This is a genomic window from Paracoccus jiaweipingae (assembly GCF_044335505.1).
GTDB lineage: Bacteria > Pseudomonadota > Alphaproteobacteria > Rhodobacterales > Rhodobacteraceae > Paracoccus.
On record NZ_JBISBS010000005.1, the window covers coordinates 90,376 to 114,946 of the forward strand.

Annotated in this window: 20 protein-coding genes and 1 tRNA gene; 13 read left to right on the forward strand and 8 right to left on the reverse strand. The window is 65.6% G+C overall.

Translation table 11 applies throughout. The annotated features are described in order from the left end of the window. Positions 1–252: 252 nt before the first annotated feature. Positions 253–2,508, forward strand: coding sequence for a transglycosylase domain-containing protein (locus tag ACFXP9_RS10205; RefSeq protein ID WP_397208337.1), 2,256 nt, complete (start codon positions 253–255; stop codon positions 2,506–2,508). A 72-nt stretch (positions 2,509–2,580) separates the two neighbouring features. Here the strand turns inward: ACFXP9_RS10205 and ACFXP9_RS10210 are convergent, their stop codons facing one another. Together ACFXP9_RS10210 and ACFXP9_RS10215 are read right to left on the reverse strand one after the other, a co-directional pair. Then, the gene (locus ACFXP9_RS10210) at positions 2,581–3,186 is read right to left on the reverse strand and encodes an MlaC/ttg2D family ABC transporter substrate-binding protein (RefSeq protein ID WP_397208338.1); all 606 of its coding nucleotides are present in this window, start codon (positions 3,184–3,186) and stop codon (positions 2,581–2,583) included. After that, positions 3,164–3,814: an MlaA family lipoprotein gene (locus ACFXP9_RS10215; protein ID WP_397208339.1), complete on the reverse strand. Its 651-nt coding sequence runs from the start codon at positions 3,812–3,814 to the stop codon at positions 3,164–3,166. Before ACFXP9_RS10215 ends, ACFXP9_RS10210 begins: the two co-directional genes overlap by 23 nt. Positions 3,815–4,025: 211 nt before the next feature. Between ACFXP9_RS10215 and ACFXP9_RS10220 the strand changes: the two genes are divergently transcribed. Both ACFXP9_RS10220 and ACFXP9_RS10225 read left to right on the forward strand, forming a co-directional pair. Continuing rightward, positions 4,026–5,762: a type I secretion system permease/ATPase gene (locus tag ACFXP9_RS10220; protein ID WP_397208340.1), complete on the forward strand. Its 1,737-nt coding sequence runs from the start codon at positions 4,026–4,028 to the stop codon at positions 5,760–5,762. Then, entirely contained in the window at positions 5,759–7,123 is a 1,365-nt protein-coding gene (locus ACFXP9_RS10225) for an HlyD family type I secretion periplasmic adaptor subunit (protein ID WP_397210188.1), read from the forward strand. The genes ACFXP9_RS10220 and ACFXP9_RS10225 overlap by 4 nt, the downstream gene beginning before the upstream one ends. Positions 7,124–7,221: 98 nt before the next feature. On the opposite strand, the gene argF is transcribed toward ACFXP9_RS10225, so the two are convergent. The 4 genes from argF to ACFXP9_RS10245 form a co-directional block, all read right to left on the reverse strand. Next, positions 7,222–8,148: an ornithine carbamoyltransferase gene (gene argF / locus ACFXP9_RS10230; RefSeq protein WP_397208342.1), complete on the reverse strand. Its 927-nt coding sequence runs from the start codon at positions 8,146–8,148 to the stop codon at positions 7,222–7,224. Positions 8,149–8,266: 118 nt separating this feature from the next. Beyond that, positions 8,267–8,743: a GNAT family N-acetyltransferase gene (locus ACFXP9_RS10235; RefSeq protein ID WP_397208343.1), complete on the reverse strand. Its 477-nt coding sequence runs from the start codon at positions 8,741–8,743 to the stop codon at positions 8,267–8,269. Positions 8,744–8,779: 36 nt separating this feature from the next. Next, complete coding sequence (locus ACFXP9_RS10240; RefSeq protein ID WP_397208344.1) at positions 8,780–9,952, reverse strand: aspartate aminotransferase family protein; 1,173 nt, start codon at positions 9,950–9,952, stop codon at positions 8,780–8,782. A 166-nt stretch (positions 9,953–10,118) separates the two neighbouring features. Beyond that, entirely contained in the window at positions 10,119–10,952 is an 834-nt protein-coding gene (locus ACFXP9_RS10245; protein ID WP_397208345.1) for an ABC transporter permease, read from the reverse strand. 108 nt (positions 10,953–11,060) lie between these two features. Between ACFXP9_RS10245 and ACFXP9_RS10250 the strand changes: the two genes are divergently transcribed. The 4 genes from ACFXP9_RS10250 to rocF all read left to right on the forward strand — a co-directional run bounded on the left by ACFXP9_RS10250 (position 11,061) and on the right by rocF (position 15,316). Then, entirely contained in the window at positions 11,061–11,759 is a 699-nt protein-coding gene (locus ACFXP9_RS10250) for a GcrA family cell cycle regulator (RefSeq protein ID WP_397208346.1), read from the forward strand. Between the two features lie 74 nt (positions 11,760–11,833). Continuing rightward, positions 11,834–13,552: a methionine--tRNA ligase gene (metG, locus tag ACFXP9_RS10255; RefSeq protein WP_397208347.1), complete on the forward strand. Its 1,719-nt coding sequence runs from the start codon at positions 11,834–11,836 to the stop codon at positions 13,550–13,552. A gap of 17 nt (positions 13,553–13,569) precedes the next feature. Continuing rightward, positions 13,570–14,331: a TSUP family transporter gene (locus tag ACFXP9_RS10260; RefSeq protein ID WP_397208348.1), complete on the forward strand. Its 762-nt coding sequence runs from the start codon at positions 13,570–13,572 to the stop codon at positions 14,329–14,331. Positions 14,332–14,392: 61 nt separating this feature from the next. Next, a complete protein-coding gene (gene rocF, locus ACFXP9_RS10265; RefSeq protein ID WP_397208349.1) occupies positions 14,393–15,316 on the forward strand; it encodes an arginase in 924 nt (307 codons plus the stop codon). A 75-nt stretch (positions 15,317–15,391) separates the two neighbouring features. Here the strand turns inward: rocF and smpB are convergent, their stop codons facing one another. Then, on the reverse strand, positions 15,392–15,862 hold the full coding sequence (gene smpB, locus ACFXP9_RS10270) for an SsrA-binding protein SmpB (protein WP_397208350.1): 471 nt from the start codon (positions 15,860–15,862) through the stop codon (positions 15,392–15,394). Between the two features lie 63 nt (positions 15,863–15,925). Here smpB and ACFXP9_RS10275 point away from each other — a divergent pair, with 63 nt between their 5' ends. The 6 genes from ACFXP9_RS10275 (at position 15,926) to ACFXP9_RS10300 (ending at position 23,256) form a co-directional block, all read left to right on the forward strand. Further along, entirely contained in the window at positions 15,926–16,357 is a 432-nt protein-coding gene (locus tag ACFXP9_RS10275; protein ID WP_397208351.1) for an ion channel, read from the forward strand. Between the two features lie 89 nt (positions 16,358–16,446). After that, entirely contained in the window at positions 16,447–18,111 is a 1,665-nt protein-coding gene (locus ACFXP9_RS10280) for a thiamine pyrophosphate-binding protein (protein WP_397208352.1), read from the forward strand. 192 nt (positions 18,112–18,303) lie between these two features. Further along, positions 18,304–18,389, forward strand: a tRNA-Leu gene (locus ACFXP9_RS10285). 526 nt (positions 18,390–18,915) lie between these two features. Next, positions 18,916–20,724 (forward strand): ABC transporter transmembrane domain-containing protein, encoded by a 1,809-nt coding sequence (locus ACFXP9_RS10290; protein WP_397208353.1) that lies wholly within the window; start codon positions 18,916–18,918, stop codon positions 20,722–20,724. Between the two features lie 41 nt (positions 20,725–20,765). After that, a complete protein-coding gene (gene lysM / locus ACFXP9_RS10295) occupies positions 20,766–21,242 on the forward strand; it encodes a peptidoglycan-binding protein LysM (RefSeq protein WP_397208354.1) in 477 nt (158 codons plus the stop codon). Positions 21,243–21,363: 121 nt separating this feature from the next. Then, the gene (locus ACFXP9_RS10300) at positions 21,364–23,256 is read left to right on the forward strand and encodes an acyl-CoA synthetase (RefSeq protein ID WP_397208355.1); all 1,893 of its coding nucleotides are present in this window, start codon (positions 21,364–21,366) and stop codon (positions 23,254–23,256) included. Here ACFXP9_RS10300 and ACFXP9_RS10305 read toward each other — a convergent pair. Continuing rightward, positions 23,228–24,499 carry a DUF2254 domain-containing protein gene (locus tag ACFXP9_RS10305; RefSeq protein ID WP_397210190.1) on the reverse strand — a complete coding sequence of 424 codons (1,272 nt, stop codon included), beginning with the start codon at positions 24,497–24,499 and terminating at the stop codon, positions 23,228–23,230. The two genes, ACFXP9_RS10300 and ACFXP9_RS10305, sit on opposite strands and share 29 nt — an antisense overlap. Positions 24,500–24,571 lie beyond the last annotated feature (72 nt).

The window sequence follows — 24,571 nt, forward strand, 5'->3', positions numbered from 1 at the left end:
TCACCTGTCTGTCGCGTCCTGCGGCATGGTTGCCGTTCCCTTTCACAAGGGCCGCGTCGCGGGCCGGGCGCAAGAAATCGGCCATGCCGACGCTGCGGCAAACCGGGGCTGCGCGCCGGGCAGGCAGTTTGCGCACGCCCTGCCCGTTTTTCAGGCAGATCACGGATTGGTCAGGGTTATTCTCAAAACCGCGCGACTGCTGTAAGGTGGCGTGAAAACACGCGGCCAGAGGGTCGGGCAGGAACCATACGCATGACGAAAAAGAACGGTCGCGGATCGCGCATCACCGCCGAAAACCGCTATGCCAAACCGGCCGCAGCATCGCCGCGGGTCTCGCGCAAGCCGGCCAGACCGGTGCGGCGCGGCAACCTTGTGACGCGATCCATCACCGGGCTGGTGGTGCTGGTCTGGCGCATCCTGTGGGGCAGCATCTGGCGGCTGACGCTGGCGGTTGCGCTGCTGGTGGGGCTGGCGACGTTCTATTACTTTTCGCAACTGCCCGAGGCTTCGGCCCTGTTCGACGCCCGGATGCGCGGCTCGGTCACGATGGAGGACCGCGAGGGCCGGGTCTTTGCCTGGCGCGGCGAGACCTTTGGCACGGTTTCGTCCGACAAGATCGCCCCGGTCCTGCGCGAGGCCGTCGTCGCCACCGAGGACAAGCGCTTTTTCGGCCATCTGGGCATCAGCCCGCGCGGCATCGCCAGCGCGGTCAAGATCAACATGGCCGCCGGGCGCGGCCCGCTTGAGGGGAATGGCGGCTCGACCATCACCCAGCAGGTGGCCAAGCTGTTATGCCTTGGCGAAAGTTTCGACCCCACCCGCTGGAAGGATGAAACCGCGTTCGAGGCCGATTGCCGCGCCTCGTCGCTGTGGCGCAAGGTCAAAGAGGTGCCGTTTTCCTTCGCGCTCGAGGCGAAATACAGCAAGGACGACATCCTTAACATCTATATGAACCGGTCCTATCTGGGCGCGGGCGCGCGCGGGTTCGAGGCCGCCAGCCAGCGCTATTTCAACAAGCCCGCCAAGGATGTCACCGTGGCCGAGGCCGCGATGCTGGCCGGTCTGCTGAAGGCGCCGTCCTATTTCGCCCCGACCACCAGCCTTGACCGCGCACAGGGCCGCGCCAGTGTGATTGTCGGGCTGATGCAGGAACAGGGTTACATCACCAAGGCACAGGCCGATGACGCCCGCGCCCACCCTGCCGTGCTGTCCAAGGCGGCATCGGCCCGCGCGGGGGGCTATTTCGCGGATTGGGTGATGGAATACGGCCCCGCCTTCCTGACCACCGAAACGACCGAGGACGTGACCATCAAGACCACGTTCGACCAGCGCATCCAGCGCGCGGCGGAACGGGCGCTGGCACGCACCTTCAGCGAAAAGGTGGCTGACGGGTCCAAGGCGCAGGCCGCCGTGGTCATCATGTCCGCCGACGGGGCCGTGCGCGCCATGATCGGCGGGCGCGACACCACCGTTAATGGCGCTTTCAACCGCGCCACGCAGGCCAAGCGCCAGACCGGGTCTAGTTTCAAACCCTTTGTCTATGCCGCCGCGCTGGACATGGGTTACAAGCCCAATGACATTATCCGCGACGGCCCGATCACCTTCCGCATTCGCGGGCAAAAACCGTGGACGCCCAAGAACTATACCCGCAAATATTACGGCGATGTCACGCTGGCCGATGCGCTGCGCCGGTCGCTGAATGCCGCCACCATCCGCCTGCAAGAGGCCGTGGGCCGCGACGCCGTGATCAACGTGGCCGAGGGGTTCGGCTTTGCCCATGACCTGCATAAAGGCCCGTCGCTGGGTCTGGGCGTGTCGGAATCGACGCTGCTGGAAATGACCGGCGCCTATGCGGGCATCCGCAATGGCGGCACCTCGGTCCGGCCCTATGGCCTGATCGAGCTGCGCATCAAGGGCGACGACAAGCCGCTGATCGGCCAGCAGGGCGGTATGGGCGAACGGGTGATCAGTTCGCGCGCAGCGGGCGAATTGATGGGCATGATGAAACAGGTGATCGAGGGCGGCACCGGCACCCGCGCCCGCCTGCCCGGTCGTGACGCGGCAGGCAAGACCGGCACCACGCAATCGTCGCGCGACGCGTGGTTCATCGGTTTTACAGAACAATATGTGGCCGGGGTGTGGATGGGTTACGACGACAACACCCCGCTGAAAGGCGTCACCGGCGGCGGCCTGCCCGCCGAGATCTGGCAAGCCGTGATGGAGGAAATCCATCAGGGCCTGCCCGCCCTGCCGCTGTCGATCCAGAATGCCGAGGGCGAGGGCCGCTATGTTGTTGGCAATAACGGCCCGCAGATCGTGCGAGACGGCGACAGCGACCCGCTGGCCGCCGCCCTGGCCGAGGCCATGGGCCAGACCGGCACCACCGGCACCCCGGCGGAACCCGGCACCCCGGCGGAACCCGGCAAGGTGCGCGTTCAGCCGCAAAATCAGGATGGCGGCGGCGATGCCCTGGGCGACGCGCTGAAAAATATCCTTGGCGGCGGCTGACGCCCCCCGGCCCGCCGGTCATCAAAAAACCCCGCCAGTGGCGGGGTTTTTTCGTCCTGCCCCTCCCGGCCCTTAACCGGCCTGTTGCAGATCGGCGGTCAGCGCGCGCACATCGCCCTTGCGGCGGGCCAGCATGGCCTGCACCTCGGTGCGTTCCGATGCCAGCATGTTCACGCCCTCAATAATGATGTTGAAATACAGGCTGCGCCCCGATTTGTTCGAGACATGCCACTCCATCTCCATCGGGGCGCGGCCGTTCAGATAGGCGACCGAGGTCACGGCAAAAAACGATTTCAGCTGCCGCGCGCCGGTCACCTCGATCCGGCCACCGATGAATTCGCGGAACCGCTTGCCGTATTTGCGCCCGATATAGCCCTGAAACGCCTGCCGATAGGCGGCGAAATCGGCGGCACTGGTGCTGCGCGCCGCCGGTCCCAGCGCCGATCGGGCGATAATGTCGACATCGGCATAGCGGGCGAAAATAGCCTCGAAATCGCGATACATCCGCGCCGGGGGGCGGCCTGAATTGATGACGGCATAGACCTCGGCCAGTGATTTTTCCACCAGCGCGCGGGCCTGCGCGGCATCCAGCGCCAGCGCCGGGGTGACGGCGACCAGCGTGGCCCCGGCGATCAGGCCCAGAAATCCACGGCGGTCAGGGCGCATAAGGGTCGTCATAGGGGTCGATCTCCTGGCTGTCTTGTCCCAGTTCATGGCGGCGATGTTGCAGATACATCAGCCGCGCCTGCGCATAGCTGTCGGCGCTGTCATGCAGGATGGAATCCACCGTATCCCCGAACCGGGCGCGTTTGCCAGCCTTGGACAGCACCTTCAGCGCCAGCTTGCCACGCTTCTGGTCCGGGTTCAGATGCGGCGACAGCGGGTCAAGCGCCACATCCACCACCTTGCCCGCCGCATCGCGCAGCGTGGACGGCCCCAGCAGCGGCAGTTCGATATACGCCCCTTCGGGGACGCCCCAGACATGCAGCGTCTCACCGAAATCGGTGTCCTGTTCGGCCAGCGCGAATTCCTGCCCGGCCGGGTCCATAATGCCGCCAAGCCCCAGCGTCGTGTTGACGGCAAAGCGCAGGCTGTTGCGCAGCGCCGGGCCGGGGCGGCCTTGCAGCAGGTGATTGACCACCTTGCCGGGCAGCGACAGGTTGGCGCTGACATTGCCCGCCACCACCAGCACACCGGGTTCACCACCGCCATCGCCACCACCCTTGAAGGGACGCGCAACAGGGCGCAGCACATGCTTGTCCAGCCCGACATTAAAGGCATGAATCCGCCTGTTCAGCGGCTGCAACGGGTCGCTTTCGCTGGCACCGTTGCCGCCACAAGCCGCCAGACACAAAAGAAAAATGGAAAAAAATGACCGGCGCAAAGGATTTCCTAACCTTTTGGCTGTAGAGCTTGGGGAAAAGCGGCTCTGTTTCTTGGCTATGGGCTGGGATAAAGGGTCACCACGCAACGAACAAGTCAGCTTACCGAAGGCAGGCAAGGGATGGCCCAACTGAATGGCTAGGAACGCCGCGACATATAACGGGCTGGCGGAACTGCGCGGCGCAAGACGGCGGTCATGGCGGCTGTTTCTGGCGGTCGGGCTGTTCTCGGTCGCGGTCAATCTGCTGATGCTGACCGGCCCGCTATTCATGATGCAGGTCTATGACCGCGTCCTTGGCAGCCGCTCGGTCGAGACACTGACAGCGCTGTTTTTGCTGGTTTTCTTCCTGTTCCTGCTGATGGGCGTGATCGACCTTGCGCGAAACCGGGTGATGCACCGGGTCGCGGCGCGGTTTCAGGACGATCTTGATTCGCGGGTCTATCGCGCGACGCTGCATGATGGCGTGGCCGCCGGTGACACAGCGGTGATTCGCGGCGGCCTGCGCGACCTCGAGGCGGTGCAGCGGCTGCTGTCCTCGCCGGTGCTGATGGCCATGTTCGACCTGCCCTGGGCGCCGTTTTTCCTGTTGGCGGTGTTTGTCTTCCACCCGTTGCTGGGGGCGGTGGCCACCGTGGGTCTGCTGATCCTGGTGGGCACCACATTGCTGAACCAGATCTACGGCAAGACCCCGCTGCAACACGCACAGATCGCGGCGCAAAGCGCCGATAAAATGGCCGATATGTATCGCGACGAGGGTGAACTGATCGGCGCGCTGGGAATGCGCGAGGCCACGTTCCACCGCTGGCGCGGCACCCGCGATCAGGCCAGCCGGGCACAGATGACCGCCGCGGATCGCAGCGCCGCCTTTACCGTATTCTCGCGCAGCTTCCGGCTGTTTTTGCAAAGCGCGTTGCTGGCTGCCGGGGCGTGGCTGGTTCTGCGCCAGCAGGTGACGCCGGGCGCGATGATCGCCTCGTCCATCATGATGGGCCGGGCGCTGGCGCCGGTGGAACAGGTGGTGGGCGGCTGGCCGCTGGTTCAGCGCGCACAGGATGGCTGGCGGCGGCTGGCGGCGCTGTTATCGCGCCGGGCGCCGCCGGTGCCGCGCACCCCCCTGCCCCGCCCGCAGGCGCAGGTCGGCATCAGGAACCTTTCGGTCGTGCCCCCCGGCGACAATCTGGCAACCCTGCGTGGCATCAGCCTGCGCGTCGGCCCCGGACAGGCGCTGGGGGTGATCGGCCCGTCCGGGGCGGGCAAATCGACGCTGGCGCGCGCCCTGATCGGCGCCTGGCCTGCGGCAGCGGGCGATATTCGTCTGGGCGGCGCAACGCTGGACCAGTATGACCCCGACATTCTTGGCGGGCTGATCGGTTATCTGCCCCAGCAGGTGACGCTGTTCGATGGCACGGTGGCCGAAAACATCGCCCGCCTGTCGCCCCGGCCCGACCCGTCACTGGTCGTCGCCGCCGCACAGGCCGCCGCGGCGCATGACATGATCCTGCAACTGCCCAACGGCTATGACACGCCGCTGGCACAGGCCGGGGCACGGCTGTCGGGCGGCCAGATTCAGCGCATCGGTCTGGCACGCGCGCTGTATGCCGACCCGGTTCTGCTGGTGCTGGACGAACCGAATTCCAATCTCGACAATCAGGGGTCCGAGGCGCTGAATCTGGCCATCCGCGCCACCAAGGCCCGTGGCGGCGCTGTCATCATCATGGCGCACAGGCCGGCGGCGATCTCGGAATGCGATCTGCTTCTGGTGCTGGATCACGGCCAGTTGCGGGCCTTCGGACCGCGCGACGACGTTCTGCGCAAGGCGGTGCGCAACGCAGGCGAAATCAACGCCGGTGGCAGCGGGGGGGTGACATGACCGACCAGTTCCGAACCGAACCGCCCCGACGCCCGGCACCTTCGCCCGCCCCGCCTGCCGCAGCACCGGCGCGCGACTGGTCGCCCGCCGGGTCGGTGTGGCTTGGCATGATGGCGGTTCTGGTGTTGGTTCTGGGCTTTGGTCTGTGGTCGGCCACCTCGCGCATTGCCGGCGCCGTCGTCGCCCCCGGCCAGGTCGAGGTCGAGCGACACCGGCAGGTGGTTCAGCATCCCGATGGCGGCGTCGTCGAAAAGATCGAGGTCAAAGAGGGCCAGCAAGTCCGATCCGGCGATATTCTGATCCGGCTGGACGGCACCTTGCTGCGCACCGAACTGGCCATTGTCGAAGGCCAGTATTTCGAGATCCTTGCCCGCCGTGGCCGCCTCGAGGCCGAGCGATCGGACGCGCAAACCATCAGCTTCCCCACCGAACTGACCGAACGCGGCCAAGCCGATCTGGCGATGGCGGCGCTGATGGGCGGCCAGACCAGCCTGTTCGGTGCCCGCCGCGACACGCTGATGCAGTCGCTTGACCAGCTTAGCAAACAGGCCGATCAGGTACGCGCCCAGATCGAAGGCATCGACGCGCAATCCGGTGCCCTGACCCGGCAGCGCGATTTTCTGGACAAGGAACTGACTGACCAGCGGGCGCTGCTGAAAAAGGGGCTGGCGCAGGCCCCGCGTGTGCTGGCGCTGGAACGCGAAGCCGCACGTCTGGACGGTCAGCTGGGCGAAATGAAAGCCGCCCGCGCCGGGGCCGAAACCCGCCTGACCGAGATCGGGATCACCCGGCTCAAGCTCAGCTCGGAACGTCGCGAGACGGCGGAAACAGAACTGCGCGACCTCGGCTATCGCGAGCTGGAGCTGGCGGAACGCCGCCGCTCGCTGAGCGAACGCATCGCAAGGCTGGACATCCGCGCCCCGGTTTCAGGGATCGTGCACGAGCTTAAGATCACCACCCCCCGTTCGGTCATCCGCGCGGCCGAGCCGATCCTTTACCTGATCCCGCAGGACCGGCCGCTGATCATCGGGGCGCGGGTCTCGCCCATCAATATCGACGAGGTGCATATCGGCCAGCCCGTGGTGCTGCGCTTTTCCGCCTTCGCCAGCCGCACCACCCCCGAGATTGACGGCGTCATCGAACGCGTTTCCGCCGATTCGGTGGTGGATGAGGTCACGCGCAGCCCCTATTACCGCGCCGATGTCGGCATCCCGCCCGCCGAGATGGCCAAACTTGGCGATCTGGCGCTGATCCCCGGAATGCCGGTCGAGGTGTTCATCCAGACCGGCGAACGCAGCCCGCTGGCCTATCTGCTGAAACCGCTGACCGACTACTTCACCCGTGCCTTCCGGGAAAGCTGACGCAAAGGTGACACCCCCCGGCACCGGGCACGCAAACGGGGCTGCATGCCCCGTCTGCCCTTATCGCCCGCGCCAAAAACCGGGCGCGGTGGCGCGTTTTACGCCCCCAGACACCAGCGCATCACCGCCTTCTGGGCATGAAGCCGGTTTTCGGCCTCATCGAAAATGACCGAATGCGGGCCGTCCATCACCTCGGACGTGGCCTCGTCATCGCGATGCGCAGGCAGGCAATGCATGAACAGCGCGTCTGGCTTGGCATGGGACATCAATTCGCGGTTGATCTGATAGCCGCGCAGCATGTTGTGCCGCCGCTCGCGCGCGGATTGCGGGTCATGCATCGACACCCAGGTATCGGTCACCACCAGATCGGCGCCGGTCACAGCCTTGACCGGATCGCGTTCGATCACCGCGTTGACCCCATGCGCACGCGCGAAATCCAGCCATTCGCCCTCGGGGTCCAGCGGCTGCGGGCCGGTGAAGGTGAGATCAAAACCAAACTGTCCGGCAGCGTGCAGGAAACTGGCACAGACATTGTTGCCATCGCCCGACCAGACGACCTTTTTGCCCGAGATCGGCCCGCGATGTTCCTCGTAGGTCATGATATCGGCCATGATCTGACAGGGATGGGTGCGATTGGTCAGCCCGTTGATCACCGGCACATCGGCATATTCCGCCATTTCATGCAGGGTCGCCTCTTCAAAAGTGCGGATCATGATCAGGTCGACATAACGCGACAACACGCGGGCGGTGTCGGCAATCGTCTCTCCGTGACCAAGCTGCATTTCCTTGCCGGACAAGACCATGGTCTGGCCGCCCATCTGCCGCACGCCGACATCGAAGCTGACGCGGGTCCGGGTCGAGGGCTTTTCGAAGATAAGGGCAACCATGCGCCCGGCCAGCGGCAATTCATCGTCGGGGGTGCCTTTGGGGCGGTCAGCACGGGCGCGCTTCATCGCATGGGCCGAATCAATGATCCGGCGCAGGTCGGCCTGATCGGTGGTATGGATATCAAGAAAATGCGTCATATTTCAGTCTTTCGATCTTTTGGCACAGCAAGCCTGCTGGAAAGGCCGGGGTCAAGGGGGCTTTGCCCCCGGTCCCTGTGGGACCTCCCCCAAGGTATTTGGAACAGAAGCGAGGCGGTCATCGTCGGCGGGTCATGACCCGCACCGTCTGGCCCTTATCATCGAGATGCAGCGTATCGCCCGTGAATCCGGCTTTCAGACAGGCGCGGATGGCACGGGCGTTGTCTGGACTGGGATCGACGGCCAGCACCGGCGCATGGGTCAGCAGGCTGTCGCCAATGGCCCTCAGCCATGCCGCGCCATGCCCCATTCCGCCCGGCCCCGAAAACACATCAAGCGCGATGGCGCTGGATGGCAGGCCGGCATATTGGGGCGCCTGCCAGCGATGGACCGGATAGAATTGCAGATAGGCGACCGGAACGTCGTCATGGCACACCAGCATCTGGCGGATCGCGGGATCGTCCAGATACTGCGTGATCGCGCCAATCTGGCGATCAGGGTCGGGCCACCATTGTGCCACCGCGGGCGTGGCAAGCCAGCCCGCCAGCCGCGGCAGGTCAGCCCGTTCCACCCCTTGAAAGCCAAAACCACCCATCTTCTTCGTTGCCCAAATACCCCCGCCGGAGGCCCCTCAGCCCGCCAGACGCGTGGCGGCGCGGTCAAGTCGGGTCACCGCCTCGGCGATTTCGTCATCCGAGATGTTCAGCGGCGGCAGCAGGCGCAGCACATTATCGGCGGCGGGAACGGTCAGGATATGTTCGGCATAGCCGGCCTTGACCATATCGGCGGGGGCGACACGGCATTTCAGCCCCAGCATCAGCCCTTGCCCGCGCACGCTTTCGAACAGGTCGGGATGGGCGGCGACCAGCCCCTCAAGCCGCTGGCGGAACAGGGCCGCCTTGCGGTTGACCTCGGCCAGGAAGGCAGGGTCCGCGACGATCTGCATCACTTTACAGCCCACCGCGCAGGCCAGCGGGTTACCCCCATAGGTCGAGCCATGCGTCCCCGCGACCATCGGCGCGGCGGCGCGTTCGGTGGCCAAGACCGCCCCCAGCGGAAAGCCCCCGCCGATGCCTTTGGCGACCATCATGATGTCGGGGGTCACGCCCGCCCATTCATGCGCGAACAGCTTGCCGGTCCGGCCCATGCCGCACTGGACCTCGTCAAAGACCAGCAGGGCACCGGTGTCGTCACAGGCGGCGCGCAGCGCGCGCAGCACGTCATCGGGCAGCGGGCGGATGCCGCCTTCGCCCTGCACCGGTTCCAGCATCACCGCCGCCGTATCCGGGCCGACCATGCCGGGCAGCTTGTCCAGATCGGCAAAGGCCACGGTGTGAAAGCCCGGCATCAGCGGGCCAAAGCCCTTGGTCATCTTTTCCGACCCCGCCGCCGCGATGGCGCCGGTTGACCGGCCATGGAAGGCGCCTTCCAGCGTCAGAATCCGGGTCCGGTCGGGCTGACCCTTATCGGACCAGTATTTGCGCACCATCTTGATCGCCAGCTCGGCGGCCTCGGTCCCGGAATTGGTGAAAAAGACGGTATCGGCAAAGGTGTTGTCCACCAGCGCATCGGCCAGCTTTTCCTGCTGGGGGATGTGATACAGATTCGAGACATGCCAGATCTTTTCCGCCTGCTGTGTCAGCGCGGCGACCAGATCGGGGTGGGCGTGCCCCAGCACATTGACGGCGATCCCCGCGCCCAGATCCATGTATCGGGTACCATCGGCGGTCATGGCCCAGACGCCCTGCCCCTTTTCAAAGGCCAGATCGGCGCGGTTATAGGTCGGCAGCACATGCGAAATCATGGGGTGATCCTTTGCACAACGGCCCCGTCGCACGGACGGGCAAGGTGGTTTGGCTGGGAAAAGGGAAAGCGGGAACGGACGTTGAAAATCAACGTCGGCGCGTCACGATACGGGTGGTCCGGGCTTTCATACCCGATGCCATAGCGCGGAACGCATCGCCGCGCAATCACGGTTTCATCCGATAGCCGGTGCGCATCCAGTGCCAGGCCAGCCCGACCACCAGCACCACCGCCGCCCCGCTGACCGCCAGCCCCAGCCACGGGCTGGCATCTGACACCCCGGCCACGCCGAAACGCGCCCCGTCGATCAGGTAAAAGATCGGGTTGGCATGGGACAGGGCGCGAAACACCGGGGGCAGGGCCTCGACCGAATAGAAGGTGCCGGACAGGAAGGACAGCGGCGTCACGATGAAATTGGTCACCACCGCCATCTGGTCGAATTTCTGCGCCACGATCCCCGCCAGCATCCCCAGCCCGCCCATCAGCAGCGCCGCCATGACAACGAACACCGCGACCCAGCCGGGATGCGCCGGCACCTGACCCAGCACCAGCACCAGCCCGGCCAGAATGACCAGCGCGACCAGCCCCGCACGGGCCAGCGCCCCGGCCAGATAGCCGGTGACGACCTCGGCCGGGGACAGCGGCGGCATCAGCGTGTCGATGATATTGCCCTGCATCTTGGCGGCCACGATGGATGATGACGTATTGGCAAAGGCATTCTGGATCACCGTCATCATCAGGATGCCCGGCCCCAGAAAGGCCAGATAGGGCACGCCCATGACCAGCCCCCGGTCGCGCCCCAGCGCCAGCGCGAACACCACCACGAACAGCCCCGCCGTCATCAGCGGCGCCAGCACCGTCTGTTGCCACACCGACAGAAAGCGCATCGTTTCGCGCGTGGCCAATGTGCGCAGGCCGATCAGGTTGACGCGGCCAAAGCGGCGCACCCCCATTTCGGGGGCCGTGTCATGGCTGGCGGTGTTTTGCGGGGGAATCGGCATGGCGGTCCTTGAAATGCGGCGATTGCAGGGGTATTTCTCGGCATCCCGGTTGTTGCCGGATCATGCGAAAGTTTCAAGATGGCGGGGCGGACCCGCGGGAAGGCGCTGATGTCCTGGACCGACGAACGTGTGGAAACCCTGAAGCGGATGTGGGCCGAAGGCCAGTCGGCCAGCCAGATCGCCAAGGAATTGGGCGGCGTGACCCGTAACGCGGTGATCGGCAAGGTGCATCGTCTGGGCCTGTCCAACCGCAACGAGGACGAGGCCAAGCCCGCCGAGGCCGCGCCCCAGCCCGCCCCCGCACCCCAGCCCGACCCCAAGCCCGAGGTCAAGGCTGACAAGCCCAAGGCCGAAAAGCCCCAGCCGGAAAAGCCGCAGGCGGACAAGGCCAAAGCCGAAAAGGCCGACAAGCCCAGGGCTGACAAGCCCAAGACCCCCCGGCCCGAGGCCCCCCAGCCCCAGGCCGCCGCCGAAGCCCCGGAACCGGACCCCGCGCCGACCCCCGCCACCCCGGCCTTTAACCCGCGCCGCAACATCGTGCCCGCCGGTCAGCCGCTGCCGCCGCAACCCTCGGCCAACGAGATCCCCGAGGAAACGCTGGCCAGCGCCCGCGAGGTCGAGAAACGGTCCAAGAAGCTGTCGCTGATGGAACTGACCGAACGCACCTGCAAATGGCCGATCGGTGACCCGGCGACCGACAAGTTCTGGTTCTGCGGCCTGCCTGCCGTGCCGGGCAAGCCCTATTGCGAAACCCATGTGGCGGTGGCCTTCCAGCCCGCCAGTTCGCGCCGCGACCGGCGGCGGTAACGTTCCGCCGCACAGGGGCCGCACCTTCGGGGGCGGCCTTTTCATTGAGACACCGACCCTTTTCAGGAACACCCATGGCCCGGCATCTGATCACCTCGGCACTTCCTTACATCAACGGCATCAAGCATCTGGGCAACCTTGTCGGCAGCCAGTTGCCCGCCGATCTGTATGCCCGTTACCTGCGCGCCCGCGGCCACGAGGTGATGTTCATCTGTGCCACCGACGAACACGGCACCCCGGCGGAACTGGCCGCCAAGAAAACCGGCGAACCCGTGGCGGAATATTGCGCGCGGATGCATGACGAACAGGCCGCGCTGGCGCAGGGGTTCGGGCTGTCTTTTGACCATTACGGGCGGTCGTCCAGCACCCGCAACCATGCCCTGACCCAGCATTTCGCCGGGCGTCTGGCCGATGCCGGGCTGATCCGGGAGGTCAGCGAACGTCAGATCTATTCCCATGCCGATGGCCGTTTTCTGCCCGACCGCTATATCGAGGGCACCTGCCCCAATTGCGGCTATGACAAGGCGCGTGGCGACCAGTGCGAAAACTGCACCAAACAGCTGGACCCGACCGACCTGATCGCGCCGCGCAGCGCCATTTCCGGCAGCACCGATCTGGAGGTGCGCGAAACCAAGCATCTGTATCTGCGCCAGTCCGCCATGCGCGACCAGATCGCGGCATGGATCGACAGCAAGACCGACTGGCCGGTGCTGACCACCAGCATCGCGCGCAAATGGCTGTTTGACGGCGACGGCTTGCAGGATCGCGGCATCACCCGCGATCTGGACTGGGGGATTCCGGTGAAAAAGGGCGATGCGCCCTGGCCGGGGATGGAAGGCAAGGTGTTCTATGTCTGGTTCGATGCCCCCATCGAATATATCGGCGCCACGGCCGAATGGGCCGATGCGGCGGGCAGGCCCGATGCCGACTGGGAACGCTGGTGGCGCACCGACAAGGGCGCGGATGACGTGACCTATACCCAGTTCATGGGCAAGGATAACGTGCCCTTCCACACCCTGTCCTTCCCGGCCACGATCATGGGCTCGGGCGAGCCATGGAAGCTGGTCGATTACATCAAGTCGTTCAATTACCTGAATTATGATGGCGGCCAGTTCAGCACCAGTCAGGGGCGCGGCGTGTTCATGGATCAGGCGCTGTCGATCCTGCCGGCCGATTACTGGCGCTGGTGGCTGTTGTCGCACGCCCCCGAATCGGGTGACAGCGAATTCACATGGGAGAATTTCCAGCAATCCGTGAACAAGGATCTGGCCGATGTGCTGGGCAATTTCGTCAGCCGCATCACCAAGTTCTGCCGCAGCAAGTTTGGCGAAACCGTCCCCGAAGGCGGCGCCCACGGCCCCGAGGAACAGGCCCTGATCGCGGCGCTGACCACGCGCATCCGCGCCTGTGAAGGGTTCATGGACGCGATGGAAATCCGCAAAGCCGCCGCTGAACTGCGCGCGATCTGGGTTCTGGGCAATGAATACCTGCAAAGCGCCGCCCCCTGGGCGACCTTCAAGACCGACCCGGAACGCGCCGCCATGCAGGTGCGTCTGGGGCTGAACCTGATTCGCCTTTACGCTGTGTTGTCTGCCCCGTTCATCCCCTTTGCCAGCGCCGAAATGGCGCAGGCGATGGGCAGCGGTGATGCCGGATGGCCGGATGACGTGGCGCAGGCCCTGACCGCGCTGCCCGCCGGGCATGGCTTTACGGTGCCCGACAACCTGTTCACCAAGATCACCGACGACCAGCGCGACGCATGGGCCGAACAGTTCAAGGGCGTGCGCAGCTAAGTCAGGGACAGCGGTGAATGCATCTCGACGCCAATACCATCATTTTCTGGGGCGTCGTGGTGGTGGCATCCGGGGTTCAGACGCTGACCGGCTTTGCGCTGGGGCTGATGACCATCAGCGCCGTGGGCCTGATGGGGCTGATGCCGCTGCCGCAGGCGGCCATCGTGGTGTCGATGCTGGCGATGACCAATGCCGCGCTGGTGCTGTTGCGCGGCTGGCGCGACGTGGACCGCCCGGCGCTGGCGCTGATCCTGCTGGGGGCGTGGCCGGGGCTGGTGGCGGGCTATGCCCTGTTGGGCTGGCTGGCGGGCAGCGCGCTGGGGGTGCTGCAAGTGCTGCTGGGGCTGGCGATCGCGGGGTCGGCGCTGCAACTGGCGATGCGGCCCCGGCGTCAGCCGCGCCGGTCGGCGCCGGGCAGCTTTGTCACCGCAGGGCTGGGGGCCGGGCTGATGGGCGGGCTGTTCGCCACCGCCGGCCCGCCGGTGATCTGGCAGCTTTACCGCCAGCCGATGCCGCTGAACGCGGTGCGCACCACTTTGCTGGCGGTGTTTCTGACCACCCAGATCGTGCGTCTGGCGCTGGCGCTGGCGGACGGCGCCGTGACCGCGCCCGTTGCCACCGCCGCCGCCGGGGCCATTCCCGCGGTTTTGACCGGCACATTTCTGGCACGGCGCTTTCCCCCGCCGGTTTCGACCGATACCATTCGCAGGCTGGCGCTGGGGCTGTTATTTGCCTCGGGTCTGGCGCTGATCGCGACGGCGGCGGCACGGCTGGCCTGAGGGTGCAACCCGCAGCCCCGCCCACACGTTGCCCCCAACCACCACGAAGGAGACCCGCGACATGACCAAGCACTGCATCCTGATCGGCGCCCCCGTGGACGAGGGCCAGCGCCGCGCCGGCTGTCTGATGGGACCGGCGGCCTATCGCGTGGCGCGGCTGCCTGAAACGCTGGCCGAACTGGGCCACCGGGTGCAGGATCGCGGCGATGCCATCTGCACCCCGGTCAAGGCCGGGTGCGACAATACCGCCGTGCATCACCTGCCCGAGGTGATCGGCTGGACCAATGCCCTGCGCGAGGCCGGGCTGGCGGCACTGTCGGATGGCGGCCTGCCCATCTTTATGGGCGGCGATCACGCGCTGGCGCTGGGGTCGGTGGCGGGTGCCGCCGCCCATGCCAGTGCGCAGGGGCGGCCGCTGTTCGTACTGTGGCTGGATGCGCACAGCGATTTTCACACCGTCGACAGCACCACATCCGGCAATCTGCATGGCACGCCGATGGCCTATATCAACGGGCGCGAAGGGTTTGACGCCTTTCCGCCCTTTCCCGCGCCGGTGCCGTCGGAAAACATCTGCATGTTCGGCATCCGCAGCGTCGACCCCGCCGAACATGCCGCGCTGGAACAGACCGAGATCGAGGTCAATGACATGCGCGTGCTGGACGAAGAAGGCATCGCCGCCCCGCTGCGCCGGTTTCTGGACCGGGTGCGCGCGGCAAACGGGATGCTGCATGTGTCGCTGGATGTCGATTTTCTGGACCCGTCCATCGCGCCTGCGGTCGGCACCACCGTCCCCGGCGGCACCACCTTCCGAGAGGCGCATCTGGTCTGCGAATTGCTGCATGAATCCGACCTGATGACCAGTCTGGATCTGGTGGAACTGAACCCGTTTCTGGATGACCGGGGCCGCACCGCCAAGCTGATGGTCGATCTGGTCGGCAGCCTGTTCGGACGCAAGGTGTTTGACCGGCCCACCCGGTCCTTCTGACCGCGCCCGGCCCCTGACCCGCCGGACCCGACCCCCGGCAAGGCGCGCGTCACCGACGCCGCCTGCCCAAACTGCTTAGCCCTGTTTAAGCAGCCGCTGCTTTTGCCGGTTCCAGTCGCGCCTGGCGGCGGTTTCGCGTTTATCCGCGACCTTCTTGCCCTTGGCGACGCCGATCTTGACCTTCACCAGACCGCGATGGTTGAAATACATCACCAGCGGCACCAGCGTCATCCCCTCGCGGCCAATGGCCTGCCACAGGCGCGACAGCTCTTTGCGGCTGACCAACAGCTTGCGCGGACGGCGTTCCTCGTGCCCGAAAACACCGGCATTGGACAGGGCCGCGATATGGCTGTTGATCAGCCACAATTCGCCGTTTTCAATGCTGGCATAGGATTCAGCGATATTCGACTGGCCGGTGCGCAGCGATTTCACCTCGGACCCGGTCAGCACGATGCCGCATTCAAGGTCGCTTTCGATAAAGTAATCGAAACGCGCCCTTCGGTTTTCCGCGATGATCTTGTAATTGGGGTCTGATTTCTGTGCCATGATCGGGGACAGATAAGTGCGGCAGAGCTATAAGTAAAGATCGCGGCAGGGCGAGGGGGGCGAATGTTCGGACAGATAGCGCTGGGTTCGGTGGTGATGCTGTCCACGGTCCTGATTGCCGGCATTTCGGTCGCGGTGATGGAAACCCTGCTGAACCGGTTCCGCCCGTGGCTGAAACGGCACCCCCACAAGCCCAAGCAGATCGTGGTGCTGATGGTTTCGGCCTTTTGGGTGCTGGGGCTGATGACGATCAGCGTGTGGATCTGGGCCTTCGTCTTTGTCGGGCTGGGGGTGTTTCCCGACCTTGAACATGCCACCTATTTTTCGCTGGTCTGCTTTACCACGCTGGGGTTCGGTGATGTCCTGCTGCCCGAGGGATGGCGCCTGCTGGGGGGGCTGGCCGCCGCGAACGGGTTGCTGAATATCGGGCTGATGACGGCGCTGCTGGTGGAAACCCTGCGCGACATCCGCAACCTGCAAGGCGGTCGCGGTTAAGCCGCGCCCTGTTGCGCCGCCCCCCTTGCCCCGCGCCCCGGACTGGCGCAACCTGCCCCGACGATATGCCAGACAAGGGGGCAAGGATCATGCGGCATGGCGGACAAATTCTGGTGGATGCGCTGGCGGCCAATGGCGTCACGCGGGTGTTTTCGGTGCCGGGCGAAAGCTTTCTGGCGGCGCTGGACGGGCTGCATGACAGCGCCATCGCCAATATCGTCTGCCGTCATGAAGGCGGCGCCGCCATGATGGCCGAGGCTTTCGGCAAGCTGACCGGCCGCCCCGGCATCGCCTTTGTCACCCGCGGCCCCGGTGCCACCAATGCCAGCGCCGGGGTGCATGTGGCGCGGCAGGATTCGACGCCGATGATCCTGTTTGTCGGCCAGATCGCCCGCAGCGACCGCGACCGCGAGGCCTTTCAGGAGGTCGATTACCGCGCCATGTTCGCGCCGCTGGCGAAATGGGTGGCGGAAATCGACGACACCGCCCGCATTCCCGAATATGTCAGCCGCGCCTTTCATCTGGCCCTGTCAGGGCGGCCCGGCCCGGTGGTGCTGGCCCTGCCCGAGGATATGCTGTCGGCCCGCGTGGACGTGCCCGATATTGCACCGCCCGCCGCCCGGCCCGAATCGGTGTCGGTGGCCCAGATCGCGGCCATCACCGATGCGCTGGCACAGGCGCAGCGCCCGCTGGTCGTGGCGGGCGGGTCGCTGTGGGGTGACCGGGCAGCGGCGGATCTGGCGCGTTTTGCCGAAATCTGGCGCCTGCCCGTCGCCGTGGCCTTTCGCCGTCAGGACCATATGGACAACCGGCACGATCACTATGTCGGGGATCTGGGCGTCGGCATGAACCCGGCGCTGGGGCAGGCGCTGAAGGACAGCGATCTGGTGCTGTCGCTGGGGTCGCGTCTGGGCGATACGCTGACCGGTGGCTATACGCTGATGGACCCGGCACAGCAGGGGCGGCGCATCGTGCAGGTCCATCCCGACCCGGACGAGGCCGGCCATGTCTGGCGCCCCGACCCGTTCATCGCCGCCGATCCGCGACAGGTGCTGGCCGCGCTGGCCGATACCGCGCCCGGCGCGGGCGTGGGCTGGCCCGATTGGACGGCAAGGCTGCGCGCCGCCTATGACGATTGGCAGACCCCGCGCGAAACCCCCGGCGATGTCAGGATGGAACAGGTGATCCGCTGGCTGTCCGACACCCTGCCGGACACCGCCATCATCACCAATGGCGCGGGCAATTACGCGGCGTTCCTGCACCGCTATTTCCGCTTCAAGGCGGCGGGGACGCAGCTGGCGCCGACCTCCGGGTCGATGGGGTATGGGCTGCCGGCGGCGATCTCGGCGGCGCTGGAATACCCGGATCGCTGCGTGGTCTGTCTGGCGGGGGACGGATGCCTGCAAATGACCATCAACGAATTGTCCACGGCCCGCCAGCACGGCGCCCGGCCCATTGTCATCGTCGCCAATAATGGCCGCTATGGCACCATTCGGATGCATCAGGAAAAGACCTATCCGGCGCGGGTGTCGGGCACCGATCTGGCCAACCCCGATTTCGCCGCGCTGGCCCGCGCCTATGGCGGTCATGGCGAAAGCGTGACCCGGACACAGGATTTCGCCGCCGCCTTTGCGCGGGCGCGCGATGCCAACACATTCGCGATCATAGAGCTGCGCCTTGACCCCGAAGCGTTAAGTGCAGGCGCCACCCTGTCGCAGACCCGCGCCGCCGGTCTGGCGGCACAGCGGGGATAAGGGGGCGCCCGCGCCCCCTCGGGGCCTTTGGCCCCTTCACCCCCTGGGGATATTTGGGCCAGGGTGATGGGCCTTCGCCTTGGCACAAATATCCGCGGGGGAGGCCCCGGAACGGGGACGGGGGCAGCCAGCCCCCTGCGGACCATCAGCCCTTGATCCCGCCGCCGCAAGCGCGTAGCCAGTTTCAACGCTGCGGGCGTGGCGGAATGGTAGACGCATGGGACTTAAAATCCCTGGGGCGCAAGCCCGTGCGGGTTCGAGTCCCGCGGCCCGCACCACCACCCTGCCCTTTACCACCTGTCATTGCCCGGCTTGCGCGCCGGGTCACAGGTCAGGGTCTGGCCTGTGCAGGTCACGCCACCACGCCACGATATGTGGTCCCCACGCAAAGCTTGCCCACAAGATGCCGGACAGGATCAGCAAAAACAGCCCTGCGACGCCCATCCCAAGGATCGGCGCCGGGCAGGCCGCGCCTTCGGGCGATGCGCCGGGTCGGACAAACAAGCCCGCGGCACCCATTGTCAGCAGAACTGCTGCCCAACAGAATAAGAAGACAACGGTCAGGATACAGCCACCACATCCCGTCAGAAATATTGCCCAGCAGCACAGAACGACCAGGGCTTGCCTCATCATTTGCCTCTCGCGCGTCAGTTCAGGTCGGCATCAGGCAACCAAAGCCACGATATTCAGCGTGGGTTCCAAAGAAAATGAACAAACGGTTCAGTTTTATCTGGTTGCTGTGGCAATCTTGCCCTTGCCCTCTGGTCGCCCTAGACCGGAACCGCGCCACGAAAAGGACAGGACATGGCCCGCCGCAGCACCACCGCCGTCACCGAGGACCGCCCGACCACGCGCCGGATCGGCGCCCTGCGCGCCATCTGGCCGTTCATTCGCCCCTATCGCAGCCTGCTGGCGGGGGCCATGGTGGCGCTGGTCATCACGGCGGGTATCAGCCTGATCCTGCCCATTGCGGTGCGCCGTGTGGTCGATGGGTTCAACGCCGGGGCGGTGCTGCTGGACCAGTATTTCATCGCCGCGCTGGCGGTGGTGGCGCTGTTGGCGCTGGGGACGGGGCTGCGCTATTACCTTGTCACCCGCCTGGGCGAGCGTGTCGTGGCCGATCTGCGCAAGGCGGTGTTCGACCGGGTGATCGGCCTGTCGCCCGCCTTTTACGAACGCGTCATGACCGGCGAAATCATCAGCCGCATCACCACCGACACCACGCTGATCCAGTCGGTGGTGGGCTCGTCCGTGTCGATTGCCCTGCGCAACGCGATGATCCTGATCGGCGGCATGGCGATGCTTTTGTGGACCTCGGGCAAGCTGACGGGGCTGGTGTTCCTGCTGGTGCCGCTGGTGCTGGTGCCGATCATTACGCTGGGGCGGCGTCTGCGCGGCATGTCGCGGCGCAATCAGGACCTGATCGCGGACAGTTCGGGCGCTGCATCCGAAAGCCTGCTGGCCGCGCAAACCGTTCAGGCCTTCACCCACGAGGCCCCGACCCGCGCCCGCTTTGGCAGCCTGACCGAACGCAGCTATGACGCCGCGATTGCGCGGGTGCGGACCCGCGCGCTGATGACGGTGATCGTGATTTTCCTGATCTTTGCCGGGGTCACCGGCATCTTGTGGGTGGGCGCGCGCGATGTGCGTCTGGGGATCATGTCGGTGGGGCAGCTGGTTCAGTTCGTGATCTATGCGATCATGGTCGCCGGGTCCGTCGGCGCCCTGTCCGAGATCTGGGGCGAGATCCAGCGCGCCGCCGGCGCCGCCGAACGTCTGGCGGAACTGTTATCGGCACGCGACAGCCTGACCGACCCCGATGCCCCGGTGCCGATGCCCGTGCCGGCAAAGGGGCGCATCGACCTGGACGGCGTGACCTTCCATTACCCCAGCCGGCCCGACACATCGGCGCTGGAAGGGGTTTCGCTGGCCATCGCCCCCGGCGAAACCGTGGCGCTGGTTGGCCCGTCCGGGGCTGGAAAGACCACGGTGATTCAGCTGATCCAGCGTTTCTGGGACCCTGATCGGGGCAGTGTGCGCATTGACGGCGTTGATCTGCGCCAGATGGCCCGCGCCGATTTCCGCCGCCAGATCGCGCTGGTGGCGCAGGATGCGGTGATCTTTGGCGCCTCGGCGCGCGAAAACATCCGCTTTGGCCGCCCCGGCGCCAGCGATGAACAGGTCGAGGCCGCCGCCATGGCCGCCAATGCCCATGACTTTCTGACCGCCCTGCCCGATGGCTATGACACATTCGTGGGCGAACGCGGGGTCATGCTGTCGGGCGGGCAGAAACAGCGCATCGCCATTGCCCGCGCGATCTTGCGCGACGCGCCGATCCTGCTGCTGGACGAGGCGACCAGCGCGCTGGACGCGGAATCGGAACGGCTGGTTCAGAATGCCGTCGACCGGCTGGCGCAGGGCCGCACCACCATTATCGTCGCGCACCGGCTGGCGACGGTGAAAAAGGCCGACCGCATCGTGGTGTTCGACCATGGCCGGATCGTGGCGCAGGGCAGCCATGACGAACTGGTGGCCGAAGGCGGGCTGTATGCCCGGCTGGCGCGGCTGCAATTCACCGATGGCAGCCTTGGCGACGGGAACCAACCGGCCTGAAACGCGTTACAAACCCGACAGTTAAACGAAAGGAGCCGGACATGGCGCTGTGGGATTTCGTGAAAGATGCGGGCAAATCGGTTTTCGGCAGCGAGGCGCAGGCCGCCACCGCCCCCGACCCCAAGGCCGAAGAGACCCGCAAGGTCGAGGCCCTGAAGGCCGAACTAAAATCGCTGGGTCTGGATGGCAGTGACGTTCACCTGACGCTGAAGGGGGATCTGGTCAAGGTCACCGCCAAGGACATCGCGCAGGACAAGCTGGAAAAGCTGATCCTTGCCGTGGGCAACATCAAGGGCATCGCCAAGGTCGAACTGATCGACGAACGTCAGGCCGCTGCGGCGGGTGGTGCCAAGCCGGTGTTCCACACCGTGGCCAAGGGCGAAACCCTGTCGGCCATTGCCAAGGCTTACCTTGGCGATGCCGGTCGCTATCGCGAGATTTTCGAGGCCAACAAGCCGATGCTGTCCGACCCCGACAAGATCTATCCCGGTCAGACGCTGCGCATTCCGGCGAAATAATCACGCCTGACGCTGCGTAGGAAACAGGGGGGCATGGCCATCGGGCCTTGCCCCTTTTCTGACTTTTGTCCCATTGTGACCGGCAGAGCCGTAAGGCCGCAAACGGACAGGGAGGGGAGTCATGGGCCGTTTCACCACCATCGAGGACCGTGACGCGATCGAGGCTGAAAAGCCTTACGAGGCGCGCGACACGGCCAAGACCATCTACAGTTTCCTGACCCGGACGCGCGACCGTCATGGCGACCGTCCGGCGATCAGCTTTCAGCTGTTTTCCGACCCCGGTGCACCGTCGAAAACGCTGAACTGGAACGAATTGCACCAGCGCGTGACCGAAACGGCCAATCTGTTCCGCAGTCTGGGGGTCGGGCCGACCGACACCGTGGCCTATCTGCTGCCCAACTGTCTGGAAACCCCGATCACCCTGCTGGCCGGGGCGACGGCGGGGATCGTGAACCCCATCAACCCCCTGCTTGAGGCCGAACATATCGCCGGCATCCTGCGCGGCACCAAGGCCAAGGTGCTGGTGACGCTGAAATCCTTTCCCAAGACCGACGTGGCCCAAAAGGCCGCCGAGGCCGTGGCGCTGGCCCCGAATGTGGAAACCGTGATCGAGGTCGACCTGCACAGCTATCTGACCGGGATCAAGCGGCTGGTGGTGCCCTTTATGCGGCCCAAGGTCAGCGTGAAACACCACGCAAAGGTGCTGGATTTCAACGCCGCCACCAGTGGCTGTAATCATGACCGGCTGGATTTCGACGACCCGCAGCAGGACCGCGTCGCCGCCTATTTCCACACCGGCGGCACCACCGGAATGCCCAAGGTCGCGCAGCATAAATATTCGGGCATGATCTATAACGGCTGGCTTGGCGGGCGGCTGTTGTTCACCGAACAGGACGTGCTGATGTGTCCGCTGCCGCTGTTCCATGTCTTTGCCGCCTATCCGGTGCTGATGTCCTGTCTGGAATCGGGTGCGCATATCGTCATGCCGACCCCTGCCGGATACCGGGGCGACGGGGTGTTCGACAATTTCTGGAAGCTGATCGAACGCTGGCACGCGACCTTCCTGATCACCGTGCCGACCGCGATTGCGGCGCTGATGCAGCGCCCGGTCAATGCCGATGTGTCCAGCCTGACCAGCGCCATTTCCGGGTCTGCCCCGCTGCCGGTCGAGCTGTATAACCGTTTCAAGGCCGCCACCGGGGTTGAAATTGCCGAGGGTTATGGCCTGACCGAAGCCACCTGTCTGGTGTCGTGCAACCCGTTTGACGGCAAGAAAAAGGTCGGCTCGGTCGGGATCGCCCTGCCCTATACCCATGTGCGCATCCTGCGCCATGACGATGACGGCAACCATATCGAATGCGGCATCGACGAGGTGGGCGAGATCTGCGTCGCCAATCCCGGCGTGTTCGAAGGCTCGACCTATACCGAGCCGGACAAGAACCATGACCTGTTTGCCGAGGACCGGTTCCTGCGCACCGGCGATCTGGGGCGGATCGACCCCGATGGCTATTTGTGGATCACCGGGCGGGCCAAGGACCTGATCATCCGCGGCGGCCATAATATCGACCCGGCCGAGATCGAGGACGCGATGCTGATGCATCCGCAGGTCGCCTTTGCCGGTGCCATCGGCCAGCCCGACAGCTTTGCCGGGGAATTGCCCTGCGTCTATGTCGAACTGGTCGAGGGCGCGACTGTCACCGATGCCGAGCTGATGGACCACGCGCGCACGCATATCCATGAACGCGCCGCCGTGCCCAAGCATCTGGAAACCCTGCCCGAACTGCCCAAGACCGCCGTCGGCAAGATCTTCAAGCCCGCGCTGCGGCGCATGGCCACGGCCCGCGTCTATGGCGCCGCCCTGAAAGAGGCCGGTCTGGCGGTCGAGGTCGACAAGGTCGTCGATGACCCCAAGCGCGGCTTTGTGATCTACCTGCGCAAGACCGGCGATGTCGACGACACCGCCCTGCGTCAGTGCATGGGCCAGTTCACCCGTCCCTGGGAATGGGTGGCGTAACCCCCGGCGGCAGGTCGGCCAGAACCAATGCCCGGTCGCGGTCATCCAGCCGCGACCAGACATGCCCCAGCACCGCCGCCGATTCCGCCCCGGCGATTGCGGCATCCCCGAACAGCGCCAGCCCGGTCAGCGATTGCTGGACCGTGGTCTGCACCTCGACCAGCGCGGCACCATCGCGGGCAATGGGGTCAAAGAACTGGCGATAGGCCGCCACGACATCCAGCGGCGGCACATAAACCCGGTCGGCCACCGGCACCAACGGCGCGCGGCCGGCATCGTGATAACGGCGCAGAACGCGGGTGCCGGCCCGGATCGCCTCGATCGCGGTGCCGGGGTCGTTGATGCCGGGGGACAGCGCCTTGGACGCGACCTCGGCCAGCACGATCAGGCCATAGGTCAGGTCCTGACGGAAATCGCGTTCGCGCCCGATGGAATAACAGTCACAGATCGCCCCCGCATCTGCCGGTCCCGACACCCAGGCCAGCACCTGACCGGCATGGGTGTAATCGCCCGGCAGCCGCGCCGATTCGACCAGCACCCCGGCCTTTTCCGCCAGCTTTTGCAGCGCATCCACATCCATATGCCGGACATAGGCGCTGGCCCGCGACAGCACCGGCACCCAGTCGCCATTGCGCCCCGGCGCCGGGCCGCGCCGGGCACCAAGGCCGGGCCGGCTGCCCTGTTCGACGGCGGCTTCGCTGGCGGCGAATTCGATCCGCTGCACCACGTCCGACACCCGGCCAAAGCTGTTAAGCTGGTTGATCCAGCGCAGCAGCGTCCAGGTGATGATCGCGATCACCCCCAGCGTGGCCAGAAACAGAAAGATCCGCCCCTGATCGTTATACAGCCCCGCCGCAATGCCGATGATTCCCACGATCGAGAACAGGAAGCTGCCGACAAAGGTCGCCAGCGCATTCTGTGCCAGCGGGTCCTGCGCCAGCAGCCGGATCGACCGGGGCGTCGCATTCGAGGTCGCCCCGCCATAGGCGGTCACCATGATGCTGACCGAAAAGGTCGTCACCGCCAGCATGGACGAGGCCAGAATATGCAGAATGTCATCCACCGACCCCGAGGCCAGCGAAATATCGGGGTTATAGGGAATATATTTGCCGATGGTCGATGACAGCACCGCCGCGACCACGGCAATGGCGCTGAACAGCACGACCCGCACCCATAACCGGCGCCACCAGTCGTTCAGGACATATAAAACCCGGTCCGGGATCAGCTTGCGCAACCATGTCATATGTCTGGTCTAACGCCCCCGCGCCCGCGCCGCATCCGCTTTCTGGCGGCGGGCTGACAGAAAACGACCCGC